The 14,879-nt window shown below is 34.6% G+C and carries 8 protein-coding genes and 1 pseudogene; 3 read left to right on the top strand and 6 right to left on the bottom strand.

Going from position 1 to position 14,879, the window contains the following annotated elements; all coding sequences use genetic code 11:
* Positions 1–303: 303 nt before the first annotated feature.
* The 6 genes and pseudogenes from ABWU73_RS02575 to ABWU73_RS02550 all read right to left on the bottom strand — a co-directional run bounded on the left by ABWU73_RS02575 (position 304) and on the right by ABWU73_RS02550 (position 6,309).
* Entirely contained in the window at positions 304–2,385 is a 2,082-nt protein-coding gene (locus ABWU73_RS02575; RefSeq protein WP_082941387.1) for an AAA family ATPase, read from the bottom strand.
* A gap of 35 nt (positions 2,386–2,420) precedes the next feature.
* On the bottom strand, positions 2,421–3,605 hold the full coding sequence (locus ABWU73_RS02570; protein ID WP_065095311.1) for an AAA family ATPase: 1,185 nt from the start codon (positions 3,603–3,605) through the stop codon (positions 2,421–2,423).
* Positions 3,602–4,093 (bottom strand): hypothetical protein, encoded by a 492-nt coding sequence (locus tag ABWU73_RS02565; RefSeq protein WP_065095312.1) that lies wholly within the window; start codon positions 4,091–4,093, stop codon positions 3,602–3,604. The genes ABWU73_RS02570 and ABWU73_RS02565 overlap by 4 nt, the downstream gene beginning before the upstream one ends.
* A 32-nt stretch (positions 4,094–4,125) precedes the next feature.
* On the bottom strand, positions 4,126–4,932 hold the full coding sequence (locus ABWU73_RS02560; RefSeq protein WP_065095313.1) for an AAA family ATPase: 807 nt from the start codon (positions 4,930–4,932) through the stop codon (positions 4,126–4,128).
* Positions 4,933–4,955: 23 nt separating this feature from the next.
* Positions 4,956–5,768, bottom strand: a pseudogene (locus ABWU73_RS02555) (ATP-binding protein).
* Between the two features lie 52 nt (positions 5,769–5,820).
* The gene (locus ABWU73_RS02550) at positions 5,821–6,309 is read right to left on the bottom strand and encodes a sigma-70 family RNA polymerase sigma factor (protein WP_065095315.1); all 489 of its coding nucleotides are present in this window, start codon (positions 6,307–6,309) and stop codon (positions 5,821–5,823) included.
* A gap of 251 nt (positions 6,310–6,560) precedes the next feature.
* Between ABWU73_RS02550 and ABWU73_RS02545 the strand changes: the two genes are divergently transcribed.
* Genes ABWU73_RS02545 through ABWU73_RS02535 form a run of 3 tightly spaced genes read left to right on the top strand, consistent with a single transcriptional unit; the run spans position 6,561 to position 14,878 of the window.
* Positions 6,561–7,244 carry a hypothetical protein gene (locus ABWU73_RS02545; protein WP_065095316.1) on the top strand — a complete coding sequence of 228 codons (684 nt, stop codon included), beginning with the start codon at positions 6,561–6,563 and terminating at the stop codon, positions 7,242–7,244.
* A gap of 21 nt (positions 7,245–7,265) precedes the next feature.
* Entirely contained in the window at positions 7,266–7,562 is a 297-nt protein-coding gene (locus ABWU73_RS02540) for a hypothetical protein (RefSeq protein ID WP_065095317.1), read from the top strand.
* A 17-nt stretch (positions 7,563–7,579) separates the two neighbouring features.
* A complete protein-coding gene (locus ABWU73_RS02535; protein WP_341810179.1) occupies positions 7,580–14,878 on the top strand; it encodes a neuraminidase-like domain-containing protein in 7,299 nt (2,432 codons plus the stop codon).
* Position 14,879 lies beyond the last annotated feature (1 nt).

The following is a 14,879-nucleotide window of genomic DNA, read 5'->3' as shown; positions in this document are numbered from 1 at the left end:
TCCTCTCTTTAATTCCTTAGTCCTACTATATTCAAATTTTCAGATATTTTTAAAAGGCTTGCCAGACATGTTTATATCTGTTCTATAATTATCTTTTTAGCATTTGTATTTACTTTGCTATTTTGTTGAATGGGTATTTACTTCCAAAAAATTTTTGTTTCAGACCCCTAATTCGTTTGCTATCTATAAAGAGGCTATTTGCTTCTTTAGCTTTCCTATAGATGTTATCTATAATGAAGATTGAGTAACATTATATTTTCATTATACTAATAATAATTAACATTGTATATTATCTTTCCCATATTATTTCTCAGAGTTATGTAAGACCCATACATCCCTATTTTCCACAGGTAGAGTCGCTCCATTGTTTGGTACAAGATAGTAATCTGGTTTTACCAATACATACTGATTTTCAGCAATTTTTAGCTCCATGTCTTTTACACATAGGTAACCATGCTTCGATCTTGTGTTTGATAATCCATATTCATCACACTTCTTGAAAAATTTTATATGACCTATCATTGCAAGATTACTAATTCTTTCACGAATGCTACGATCACTACCAAGTCCGAACTTTCCTTCAAAACACTTTGCAAAGCTAGCTGCAGTATATACTTCTCCTCTATACGCTTCATTAGAGATTAACTCTAAAATTATATCACATCTTCTTAGACGTTCTAAATCCAATTTAGTATTATAGCTAGACCTTACTATTCTTTCTGAATTTAATGTATCATCAGATTGTACAAACGCACCGTTATGCCAATAAAATGAAATCTTTTCTTCGTTAGATGCAGAATAATTTGACTTCTTACGGCAAAGTACTCGTTCATTACCAGAAGCATCAGCTTTATCTGGCTTTGACAAGTACCAACGAGATCTTACTGTATTATTCCACGCAGTTGAACCACCTGTACCTGTTTTACGTATTATTCCTGAATCAGAAGGATGAGCACATAATAATACAGCTCCTTTTATTACTTTCACTATTTTTCCACAACAACTTTGAATAAATTGTCTCACATGAGAGCGATTGTTTTCATTGCCACCAAATAAGTCTGCTGCTGTATCTAAAACTACTAGCTTTGGTTGAAACAATTTAATATCTTCAAGTAATTCTTCAAAGCAATGAGTTAATTTACCTATATCTTTGTTATCAAATATCATGAGTAGATTATCTTTCCACACTCTCGATAAAAAGCCAATATTATCATGAAAGTCACAGGATTCCATATCTAACTGATATAATCTATTTATAGCACACTGTCTTCGCCACAGCTCTTCTGTATCATCTTCACAAAATACACCATATGTCTTCATCTGCTCAATTTCCATTCCCAACCAAGATTTACCTGTGCTCGCTGCTGTCATTAGTTGTTGAGCAAGTAGAGACTTTCCCATACCACCATCACCGTAGAGAGCCGTAACACTTCCAATAGGAAGCCAATCTTTAACAATCCATTCTCTTTCTGGAGCAATATTAGCCCAAGCTCTGGTATCTATTCTCAACGATTTTTTTGAAGGAGCCTTTTTTGTACTAAGGATGAACTCTTTAACATTTACACCTTCTTTCACGCAATCAGCAGCGTCCCAACCCTTTGGTTTATCTTTAGGTATTTCCAAAATGCAAAGTTCTTCAACTCCAAGACAAGTAAGTTTCATAGCAGATTTTTCAGCGTATTTCTTACCTGCTTCATCATTATCTGGCCATATAATAATGTGTTTACCTTTAAGTGGAGTCCAATCTGTTTTTTCAATAGGTGCATTTGCTCCAGACATTGCTGTTGTTGCAGTTATTCCTTTCTCTATCAGCGCTTCTGCACATTTTTCTCCTTCAACAAGAATAACTTTATCGGACTTCAAAATACCTGGAATATTATAGAGTGGCCTTATCTTCGGTGCACCAAAGTCGGACTTTTTTATATCAAAAGGAAGATATCGCTTCCCATTATCATCATCGTAACGATAGATTCTAACAATAGCTTGGCCGTTTTCACCGTAATAATCCCAATATGCAGTTGGACTACTTGAAGTTTTGAAATGACCAAGCCACTCAGCTATAGAAGCCATTACTTCAGGAAACTCTATTCTTGTACTTTTTCTATTTACTCCCGCCCAAAGGTCGATAATGTCACCACCTTCTCCTGTTGCAAAATCATGCCATAGGCCAGCTTCACTACCACTTAATTCTACTACTAGACTCTTTCCTTTATCACCTTGTACATTGCCTACATAAAACTTATCACCACGAAAAGTTCCTCTTGGTAATAGATATGAAAGGCATGATCTGATATTTAACAGAAGCTGAGCTTTAAGTTGTTCTTTTTCTACTAACGGTGCATTTTTTCGTGGAGCTGCAGTATTAAAATCACAATAGATACCCATAAAATCTCCAATATATTTAAAGTTTAGAAATTTGGTTAAGCTGTGGCTATCCAGCGTCCGTTAACCATGTTTATGAATTTTGTTGGTATTGGTTTGCCGTTTTTAAGTTCGTACATCAATTGCAGAGTATTCCTTTCTGGCCTAAATATCATTACTCCAGATGTATATAAACTTCTTAAAACATTAGCACCACTCAATGCTTGAAATGGATTCTTTTTTAACGTGGTTGTTGACACTTTTTTTGTGTAATGTGTAACTATTACTCCAGCCGTAGGATTAGTTATAGAGCGTAGTTCATCAATACTATTTTGCAGAAAAGAGATCATACTCCTATAATCAAAAACAGAGTCTATTACTATAAGATCAACTGTTTTTACATCGAGATTTTCCGACATAATTTCCTTTATTTTTTCCACATTCAAAGTTAACTGTACTTTTTTAGTAATAACTAAGTTTTCTGTTCCTTCATCAAGGATTTTCTTGCTGATTCTTAGCTTCTGTAAGCGCTCTCTTATGTAATCATATTCCATTTCATTCTGTAGATAGAATATCTTAAGTGGCTTTGCAGGCTTCATACCAAGAAATGATACTCCAGCAGCTAAATGTACTAACATGGAAAGTAGAAAATTACTTTTTCCTATTTTTGGAGTTCCACCTATGACCAAAAGACCACTTGGAGTTAGAATTCTTGGGCCTATTATATCTTTTGGCATTGGTGATTTATCATTCAAGTAATGCCTTGCTGAAAACGATGTAATTTTATGTTTTGTTGTGTTTTCTTTAGTATTTAACCACTTCTTAGCGGAATTTATATCACCTTTCACTAAAGTCCAAAGATCAATGATATCACCACTAATTCCTTTAGTAAAATTATGCCAATTTCCAGCTTCTTTACCCACTATTTTAACTGTAATCATATCCCCGTCACAGTTGCCAACATAAGTCCTCTCTCGATAAAAATTACCGTTTGGAATTAGGTAAGGTACACACTCCTTAATATTATCAATCAATAATCCTTTTATTTCCTTTCTCTGCATAAAACCCCCATACATACTTTTCATACGTTTAGAGCTGAGATTAGCTAGCTCACAAACAGTTTCAAAAGACTCTGAATCAAACCATTTAATTGCTTCTTTCTTTAGCTCTAGATTTTTTCCTGCTGCATCTTTGATAGCTCTCTCAATTACAGCAATCCAGAGCTTCTCTTCGTCGTACTTCAAAATGGCAACCAATCAACTTCAGATTGTTCTGGAGTAATAACCGTAGCAATCTTGTTCTTTTCTCCATACCGATCAGCTTCAATGCCAACTTTTGCAGTAAACTCTACCCCGTTAAAGTCAGCTATAGAGTTGACTTTTCTAGCAATAGCTGCTTTTTCTGAAGTGTCATTTGAATGAATGTTCCGTGCTGACTCCAAAATACTTCTAAGCATAGAACGACCAGATTCTCCCCAAGTATCTTCTCCTTCAACTCTTGCTTTGCCACTTTTAATACCAATTACTTGAAAAATCTTGCGTTTTGCATATGGACCTTCAGTGACAGTAAATTCAACGTTTAAATAGATGCTGCCAGTAGTGTAGCTTTTCGTGAACCAATTTTCATAACCTCCTGGTTTAATTGCCATTTTTACCTTGACTATTGTACCTTTTGGTATTAAATTACTCTGTAATTTTGCAGTATTAAAATCAGTTAAAAAATCTGTTAGCATATTGTTCCCTATAAATTAAGTAAAAAAAAGAATCAACTCCATTGGTCTACAAGTTTCCAACGACCATTTATCTTATCGACAAGCTTGCTTGCCACACGTTCACCATTTCGCAGCTCAAACACTATTTGACGGGTAGTGCTTTCTTCATCATGAGCAAACATCACCATGCCAGTGCTATAAAATCCACGTAAAGATCCAGCACCGCTTAGGCCTTGAAATGGATCTTCTTCCAGCATCTTTTTGGATAGTTTTTTTGTGTGGTGGGTAAGGATTATACCTGCATCTGGATTAATAATGTTCCTCAGTCTTTCAAGCGTTTTTTGCAAAAAGAATAGCATAGCGCTGTTGTCATTTTCATTACCATATTCACTTGAGTTAAAAATGTTACGAAGAGGATCAATTGCAATAATATCAGGTTTGAAACGCTCTTTAACGGTGCTTTTGATCTCATCTATTTCTTCACTGCTGAAAGATAATTGCACTCTTGGCGTGATAATTAAGTTATTGGCAGCTATATCCAAAAGTTCTTGGTCGAATGTCAGTTGCTGTAAACGCTCTTTCATGTATTCATACTCAATTTCAGTTTGCATGTAGAAAATTTTCATAGGACGACTAGGAGTCATACTGAGAAATGAAACTCCGGCAGCCATGTGAATCAACCAGGAAATAAGAAAATCACTCTTGCCAATCTTAGGTGGGCCACCCAGTACCAATAGACCTCTTTTAGTTAGAATCCTTGGTGCGATTATATCTTCTGGTATTGGCGATTGATCATTCAAATATTCTTTCACACTGAAAAAGGGAATTTTTTGACCGATATTGAAAAAGCTTTGTTCCATAATAATTATTCTCCAATTTTTAATTAAGCAATAGGAGCCAAAGTTTTGGCTTTAATTTTCGCAAGTAATTTACCCAAATGTGGTTCTTCAACCATATTCAGGCAGCCACTTCGATCTTTAGCTGGGTATCCCCAAGTATTAATAGTCTGACAGATAAATGAACGTACTTCTGTGCCATTATCTTTCTTAATTCCAACCATGCTGATTACCTAATCAACAATACCTGGAATCTCACTAGCAGTTTTAGCTCCTTCACATTGAGGTAGCCAAGTTGGACGATTGCAGTCATCGAGATATTGACCTAATGTGCCAACTATGATGATGTCTTTATCTCTGATATGTTGAAACTGATTGAGCCAAGCCATCATCTCTTGAGCAAGTAACCCATAAGCAGCTCTTTTGTCTTCTTTTCCCGATCTATCAGAAAAACACTCAGGTTGCATCCTTGCCCATAAAAGACATAAACGTGAAGCAACGGTTATACTATCTACAAAGATGCATCGGTATTTAGAAGTCTCAGAAAGAAGATCTTTATACTTGCCAGATACATGTTCATGGTGTTTTTGACTGTATGCTTGGTCAGATTTCAGCGCAGGGTTTGGACCACCAATTAGGCAGGCAATATCCCGAGCTTGATTCCAAGTACGAACACTAATTGAATCTCCCTGCCAATCTTGAACAGCAAGCAGACCTGCTTCAAAGTCAAGACATAGTGTTGGTTCACTTATAGTCTTTAAGAGGCTGGTTTTACCAATACCGTAAGGACCAAAAATTACTACTTTTATGCCTGTAGTTGTTTTCAATCTTTCATTATTGTTTAAAATTTTAAAAGTCATTTATTCACCTCAATGGTATATGTTATATATTCAGGAAAGGTAGAATTTATGTTCAATTTTTCTTTTTGCTCTTGTAGTAGATGGAAGAGAGTTTTATACGTATTTTTCTTACCATAGTATTTAAAGTAGTTCTTGATATGTTGTTCATCTTAGCAACTTCATATAAGTTAAAGTACTTGAGTTGTTCGCATATCTTTTGCATCTTTCTTGGTAGCGTTGAAATCATGTAATCTACATCAGTACGTTTTGCTACTTCATCTTCAAAAGCTTCTGTTTTCTCAATATTGACGTAGTTATTAATGTTGCGTTTAATACATAGTTGTTTCTCCAATAAGTTATTGGCACGACGTTCAGTTAATCTTGCTACAAAAGTGTTAAAGCTACCTTTACTTTCATCATATCTATCAAGATAAGTCCAAATTTCACAGAAAAGTTCTTGCTCAAGATCTTCATGAGTTTCATGAGCAAAGCATTCAAAAAGTTTTAATCTCTTAGCTTGATACCGTATATTTTGAACAACTATGGCAGTTTTTAGTTTCATAACTTTTCCCTAAAACAATTAATGCTTTAAGGATGAGAACTTATAGGTGCACTTTGTAGGACAGGAGCAAAAATAAATAATACAGATGCAATTTTTAACCTATTGATATTCTATTGTTTTTTTTCGAGAATAATACAGTTCGATTTTTAAATAATACTGCAACAAAAAATTAGGCAAAAATTCATTTTTTTTGGACAAAAATTTTCCAAATCCTGAATATATATTATATAAGCCTTTCAAACTCATCACAGGTGTCAATTCTTACACAATCAGGAAGAGCAGCAATAGCAGCCAGCATAAAAGAGCAAGTTATACATCTTGCTTGGGGAACAGGTGATTCAAGCTCTGGAAGTAGCCATCAGGTCGAAAAAGTTTTTGTTGAGGGTGAAATAGCTCTAGATCACCACACTATTAAAGATGTAAGGGTTTTTACAGGACAAACAACTTATCAGTCAAGTATAGATTATATAGTTGATAGCAGTAGTGGTGTAATAAAACGTACGGAAAATAGCTCTATCAGGGCAAATAGTGCAGTTACTGTAGAATATAGTGAAAGCACACCACCAGAGCTGATAACTTCTGAAAAACTGCTCAATGAGCTTGGCAGACGTACTGCGAACGAAGTGCTCTTCTGCACAGGTGATGAGAATGGAGAGCTTGTTACTCCCTCCGGAAGGTTTAGGCCCTCAAATGTACCAACTAATAATCTCTATCTTAAATTTACTTTCGATTTCACGGACGCAGCAAATCAAGTTATCAGGGAACTTGGGGTTATGGTTGGTACTAAAGTAAAAAAAGGATTACCTACAGGACAGAGATATTTTGAGCCAAAAGACATTGAAGATTCAGGAATTTTGTTGGTACTTGAACATACGGTACCACTTATTCGAACTGCAGCAACTCGGGAAACTTTTTCCTTTGTTGTCACATTTTAAAAAACTTAAAGGGAGAAAAAAATGATAAATGATGCTATTGTCCGTCTTCAGAAGATGGGACTTGATGATTTAACTGCAAAGCAGCTGCTTAGTTTTAAAGATAATGAAAACTTCTTATACGACTCAGCATTTAAAATTACCGACTTATTCGAAGATAGATTTGTCGAAGCGGTAAAAGATATATTTTTAGAAAGCACAGCACGGGATATCTATCAAAAAGCTGTGGCCAGGAAAAAGTTTATCTCAATTTACATGGCAAACGCTAGGAACATCTCTGAGCCTCATTATCGAGCTCAACGTTGTTGTAACATACATTAAAATTTACAGGAGAAAAAATGCAAATACCAAAAATCTTTAATACCGACGATTACAATCAATGTGAAAGTTGCCAATCGGTACTTAGTCCTGCAGCTTATCTGGTTAAATTATTGGAAATAGTTGATAAATATGAGCAGCCACCTAAATTACTTAAAAAACGTCGTCCTGATCTCTACGATATTAAACTCGATTGTGACAATACCAACAAGGAAAAGCTATATCTTGAAATTGTCAATGAAATAATGGAGAAAAATCTAAAACTTACGCTTAAAGAAGATGATGTCCTATGTAAGCTTGCAACTGCCAAATATCCTTTTAATCTTCCAGCAAATTTTCCGCTAATGAGTATACGTGCTTACCTTAAGAAGCATAAGACAAGCTTAGCAGAGATATATAAAATACTGATTGAAAATGCTGACACTGATGCAGAATTTTTGAGTCTTTCTCCGGAGGAATATGAAGTAATTACGTCTGATAATGAAACAGAAGCTTATTTAAAAGAGGTATATGGAATAAAAGATGGAAAAATAGATCAATTGAAAAATGTTGATAAATTCATTGCACAAACAGGTATAGAGCATGATAAGCTTCAACCATTACTTGATAGCTATAAAGGTGCAAAAAAACTTACTATTACAGAACAAACTATAAATAATCTTGATAATCAAGCACTGAGCTTTCTACATCGCTTCATTCGTTTAGCAAACAAACTTAATTGGTCATTTGCTGAATTAACTCAAGCACTAAATGGGAGTAAAATTGATCAGAAAAAAATAGCAAAGATTAAAAATCTACAAGAAAGATTTAAGCAACCTTTAGCTAAGATATTTGCATTGTATGCTGATAGTTTACCAGAGAGTGTATCAAGTAAAATTGACAGTCTACCAGAATTTAAAGCACTTTTAAGTCAAAAAAGCCTCAAAGATCTAGCTGCTACAGCAAGTAATTATAGCGCATTGCAAAATATTTTAGAAGTAAACAGTAATGAATTAACTGCTTTGATTAACTACCACAATGATCAAGAGGTATTCGGAGAAAAAATTTTAAAAGTATATAAACAAGTTCTGCTTGCAAGATTAGTAAACATACCAATAGCAGAGCTCTTATTACAATTAAGCGTAGAAGGAATAAATCTGGAAAATGTGGTTGAATTTAATGATTGGCTCACAAAACATGCAATTACGACAGAGCAAATACGCAGATTGATTGATCCTGCTTCAAGTAAGCAACTTGCGAAACAATTATATGAATCAACAAAAGAAGTAAAAGATTCGCAGAGTTTCTATAACGAAGTATATAAGTGTGTAGGCAACATTCAACCTGAAATACTCGATGCTATTTATGCATTTACTGTTGATCCCAATAAACCACAGTCATTTTCAGACAAAGGATTTTTAGAAAAGCTCATTCATAACATAGATGTATTTACAACGCTAAAGTTTGAAGTAGAGGGTATTACAAGTTACAAAAGTGTCTATGGAGTAGAGGGAAAATGGTCAATTGAGCAGATTCGGACTCTGTTAAACTATAAAACACTTAAAGCATCATATTCTACACTACCTGAATACATTAACTGGTTATTTGGCAATGACTACAGCAGTGATAAAGTAACGGAGAAAATGGTTCAGCTTACTGGTTGGAGTAAAGATACACTCGAAGCTATTAAAAAAGTCGAAATATTTAAGCAATATTTTGGCAAGCAAGATTCGGTGAATTCTTTAATGAAGATTAAGTCTCTCATGGATATAGCTGAAATCAATGTCAAAGTTCTACTGAAGCTTCAGGATTTATACAATTTAAAAGCAAGTGAAGGATGGAAAAAATATACCGATACTGAAAAAGATTTAGAACTGATCACTGAAAAAGACGAAGGATATTTAGCAAGAGAAAAGCGAGATATTCTAGCAAGGTACATGATACATACTAATCCAGGTCTGAAAAACATGAGAGATCTTTATGGATTTTTGTTGATCGATGTTGAAATGAGTGAATGTTCAAAGATTTCGCCGATTAAAGCAGCACTAAATAGTGTTCAGCTATACATTCATCGCGCTATGATGAAGATAGAAAAAGATAAAGATAAGGATGTGGAGATTAAAGGCCTGACGGAAGAAGAATGGAAATGGCTGTCCAGTTATCGTGAATGGGAAGCAAGCAATAAGATAAAATTATATCCAGAAAACTACTTAAATCCAACATTACGTAAAATTGTTACTCCAGAGTATAAGAAACTACAAAACACGCTCATGCAAGGAAATATCACCGACGAAGGAGTAAGTGATGCATACATGAAGTATTTTGAAGATTTTGAACAAGTAACTAGTTTAAAAATAGTTGATAGTTGTTATGAAAAAGTAGAAGGAAAAAACACACTGTACGTTATTGGCAGAACTCTTGCGCAACCATACGATTATTATTACCGCGCAGCAGTATTTGATCAGAAAAATCAAAATATACTTTACTGGACTGCGTGGGAGAAAATAGAGGCATCGATTCCAGTTGAAACAATAACCCCAATACATGCATTCAACAGATTATTTATATTTTGGGTGCAACAAATTGAAAAAAGTGAAAATAACGAAAAAAGAATCGATGCAACGATTAATTACATATTTCAAAAACCAAGTGGCAGTTGGACAGCACCACAGAAGCTTGCAAGTGATATTAAAATAGATCCAGTTGATGAAGCAAAAAAATTATACTGGAAGAAAGTGGCAGCTTTTTACCTTCAAGAAGAGAACGGAAAAGAAAAACGGATAGTAATTGTTATCGGCAAAACAAAGTTTGATAGTGTAAGTTTATCTAATCTATTTACTCTTGATGAAGATTTAGTTGCTAGTAAGAATCAGAAAGGAAAGTTTATTAATAATCTTCCTTATAAATATCGTATTATCGACCTAAACAAAAGTTTCCTTAATCGAAAGAGTATAACGATTACAGGAGTTGGCAATAAGGTCATTTTTTTTGGTGGCAGGAGTGGCAATTATCCAAATTATCAATACTTTTCACAAGTAAATGTTTACGATGATAACACAGGAAATTGGACAACTCATACTTCTAGCGAAGCACGATATCAACCAACAGTAGGAATAGTAAGCAACAAAGCTATTTTCTTTGGGGGTACTACAAATAATCGGTTCTCAAAGGAGCTATTTTCCTCAAAAATAGATATTTATGACAGTGAAACAGGAAGCTGGACTACTCATACTGCTAGTGAAGGACGGTGGGATGTAGCAGTGGCAGTAGTAAATCACAAAGCCGTTTTCTTTGGAGGTAAGAAGATTAATGGTGAATGCTCAGCACGAATAGATATTTATGACGATGAAACAAGAAGTTGGACAACATGCACTACTAGTGAAGCAAGAATGAGTGTAACAGTAGCGGTAGTAGGAAAGAAAGCTATTTTTTTCGCAGGAAATAAAGGTTATGATAGTAGTAATCATGTAATATGTTCTTCGCAAGTAGATATCTATGATAGTGAAACAGGAAGTTGGACTACTCATACTGCTAGTGAAGGAAGGTATAGTGCAAGAGTAGGTGTAGTCGGCAAAAAAGCTATTTTTTTTGGAGATATAAAAACTATAGATAATTCTTCAAAAATAGATATTTATGACAGTGAAACAGGAAGTTGGACTACTCACACCACTAGTGAAGCACGGAAATGGATATCGGTAGCAGTAGTAGATAAGAGAGCTATTTTCTTTGGAGGTTACAAATCCTCACAGATAGATATTTATGATGATGAAACTGGAGAATGGACAGTACATGCTGCTAGTGAAGCGAGGGCTTTTGCAGCAGTAGCAGTAATTGGCAAAAAGGCTATTTTCCTTGGAGGAAATAAAGGTTTGAGAAATGGTAATTTTATATACTCTTCGCAGGTAGATATCTATAATGACGATGAAGTTGATGAAAATAAAAAATGGACTTCACACACCTTAAGTGGAGAACTAGGTAAAGACAAAGTTGCAGTAGTTGGCGATAACGTTATTTTCTTTCGTAGCAAATTAGATGGTAAGTATTGTGAAAAAGTATATGTTTACAACAATGAGGCTGATTATTGGACAACCATAACTTCAAATATTAAAAGCGATGCCTGCCCTATCATTCGAGGTGATAAAGTATCATTTTTCGGTACTGATGAAAATAATAACGTATTTAAACAAGAAATACAAATAAGCATTTCATACCCTTCTTATGATGTAATTAACCGTGATGATAAACTTCATTTAGGGAAAACTAAAAATATCTTTGAAACTAACGTTACTAATAAAAAGGATAATGCTGAACTTCTACATAAAGATGATGATAAAAAGTGGTTAACATTGCTAAGTAATTTTAAAAAGTCCTTATCCCAGCAAGTAATCAATAAACCTGGTTGGTTCATCGTTGAAGGTAACCTCGAGCGTGAAAATATTCGTGAGTCTTTCTTGCTTTTACCTAAAGATTACGATCTACCTGCAATTAGTGAGAAATCAACTTACAAGATAAACAAAAGTGAAAATAAGCTTGAGTTTGAATATGATGGTAAAAGCCAAAAATCTAACTTTCAAGATATAAAATTCTCTTTTACGAGGTTAAACATCACCGGCAATGTTCGCCATTTACGTCAAAAAGCTTATGCTGGTGGGCCAAAAAGTATTTTAACTCTAAAGTCACAGAAAATAGAACAACTTCCATTTTCAAGATTTAATCCAACAGATAGTATCTCTCATCGTCCAAGTGATACTTTGGACTTCAGTGGCGCTTATGGCCTTTATCTATGGGAAATATTTTTCCATATTCCAATGCTGGTTGCTTGGCACTTGCACAAAGAACAGGACTTTGCTACAGCAAGGAAATGGTATCAATATATCTTTAACCCTACCAATAATAATAAAGAATGGCAGTTTTTGCCTTTTGAAAAGCATAACAGTGATAATATCGTTGAGTCGATAAATGATACTCAAACTGCTGAAGAACTGGCAATTGATCCATTTGACCCATACACCATTGCAAAACAACGTACCACTGCATTTGAAAAGTATATCATCATCTCCTACATAGATAACCTCATTGATTGGGGAGATATGCTCTTTGCTAAGGGATCTTGGGAAGCATTAAATCAAGCTACGATGCTGTATATCAGAGCTTGGGATTTACTTGGCCCAAAACCTATTAAAAAAGGAAATTTTTCAGTTCAACCTCAATCCTTCAGTGAATTAAAAGACCATGATTTATTGAAAATGGAAACAGAACTACCAGCTGGTTCACAACTCGCAGTTCAATCTGATGAAGCTCATGATCTTATCAAATACAGCAATTACTTCTGCACACCTGAAAATAAGAGCTTTATTGGTCTATGGGATAAAGTTGAAGATCGCTTATATAAAATAAGACATTGTTTAGATGTTAGAGGAAAAAAAGCAGTATTACCTTTATTTCAACCACCACTTAATCCTAAGCAATTAGCAGCAGCAACTGGCAGTTATTCTCTAGCACTACCAGAGGTGAAGCTAATACCACATTATCGCTTCAGTAAAATGGTAAGTTATGCAAAATCGATAGTTGAAACGGTGATAGAATTTGGCTCAGAATTACTTGATGTTCTGGAAAAGAGAGACGCTGAGTCACTGACTATTCTTTACAACAAACAAGAAGGAATAATCAGTAATTTAATCTCATCGGTTAAAGAAAAGACCATAGAAGCCTTAAAGAAAGAAAAAGATGCACTGAGTGCAAGTTTAAATAATGCTGAGGAGCGTGAATCGCATTATGAAAGTTTAATCAATGCTGGACGTTCATACCATGAAGTGAAAGGAATCTTATCATATTCTGAAGCAACTTCAACAAGACTTGGAGCTTGTGGTATATTTGGAGCTGCAGCATTAGCACATTGGATACCTACAGTATTTGGTTTTTCTTTTGGTGGTGCTAAACCTGGCTTTTCTACACAAACAGGAGCAGATTTTCTGACTACTCTAGCAGATATTAAGAAAGAAGGTGCAGAATTATCCAATATCATAGCAAGTTATCAAAGACGTGCTGAAGATTGGGATCTACAGAAAAAATTAGCTGCCTGTGATGTGAAGCAGATCAACCACACAATAGAGGCAAATCAAATTAATCAAACCATTGCTGAGCAAGAATTAAAAGTACATAAAGAGTCAATCAAGCAAAACCAGGAAAAAAGGGAATTCTTTGAAAGTAAGTTTACAAGTAAAGAGCTCTATGACTGGATGAAAGGGCAAATAGCAATAATATATTTCCAAGCTTATAAGATGGCTTTAGAGATGGTAAAACAGGTGGAAAAAACTTATCAGTATGAGTTGAATAACGATAGAGTATTTGTTACAGCAAGCTCTTGGAACAGCTTAAAAGAAGGATTACTTGCAGGTCATAGCTTGAAGTTTGCTCTTGAGCAAATGGCCAAAGAGTATCTTGATAATAATGAAAGAGCTCTGGAGATTACTAAAACAATACCTCTAAGTCCTATTGCAATCAATGAGTTAAAAACTCAAGGAAGCTGTAAGTTTGCATTAACAGAAAAAATGTTTGATCTTGATTTTCCAGGTCATTATTGTCGTAAGATTAAAAGTATAAGAATTACTATTAAAGCAGAAGTTGCTCCTTATCAGGATATTCATGCTACATTGCAACAAACAGCCAACAGAGTAGTACTGAAACCTGAGATTGAGGCAATAAGGTCATTACTCGATGAAAATAATGAACTCAGTGATAATCAATCATTAAGAGTAAACTGTAATACAAATCAGCAGATAGCAATATCAAAAGGAAACCAAGAAGATAGTGGATTATTCGAATTAAACTTCAATGATGAACGTTATCTACCATTTGAAGGTACAGGGGCGGTATCTGATTGGATTTTAGAGCTACAAAATACTGAAAAAGTTTCTGATGTGATTATACATCTTGATTATACTGCATTTAACGGAGGAAAAGAGTTAAGTAACAAAGTAAAAGCTCTGCCGAAGCTAAAATACTATTATGACATGTTGGCAGTGAAGTTAAGTGAGGTAGATCAAGAAAAGTGGCAAAGATTTAAACAATCAGGAGAGTTTAAGTTTAAACCTTCTTTTTCGACTCGAATTAAAAATCCAGAAATTGATTTAAGTTATAACGGTGTTTATCTCGTACCAAAAATAGCAGATGGGAGTGAGGTAAATATAAAACTGGGTAATAATGTTTGGGATAAGGATACTCATAAAGTAACTGTAACTGAGCTGGAGAATGATTGGGTCATTAAAGCAACTAATGCGAATAAAATAGAGGAGATTACGGTGATAATCCCTTATAAGGCTGAAGTCAATTGGAAGTAAC

It is taken from the genome of Wolbachia endosymbiont (group A) of Andrena helvola, assembly GCF_964028415.1.
Lineage (GTDB): Bacteria > Pseudomonadota > Alphaproteobacteria > Rickettsiales > Anaplasmataceae > Wolbachia > Wolbachia pipientis.
This window is presented reverse-complemented; position numbering and strand designations above follow the sequence as displayed.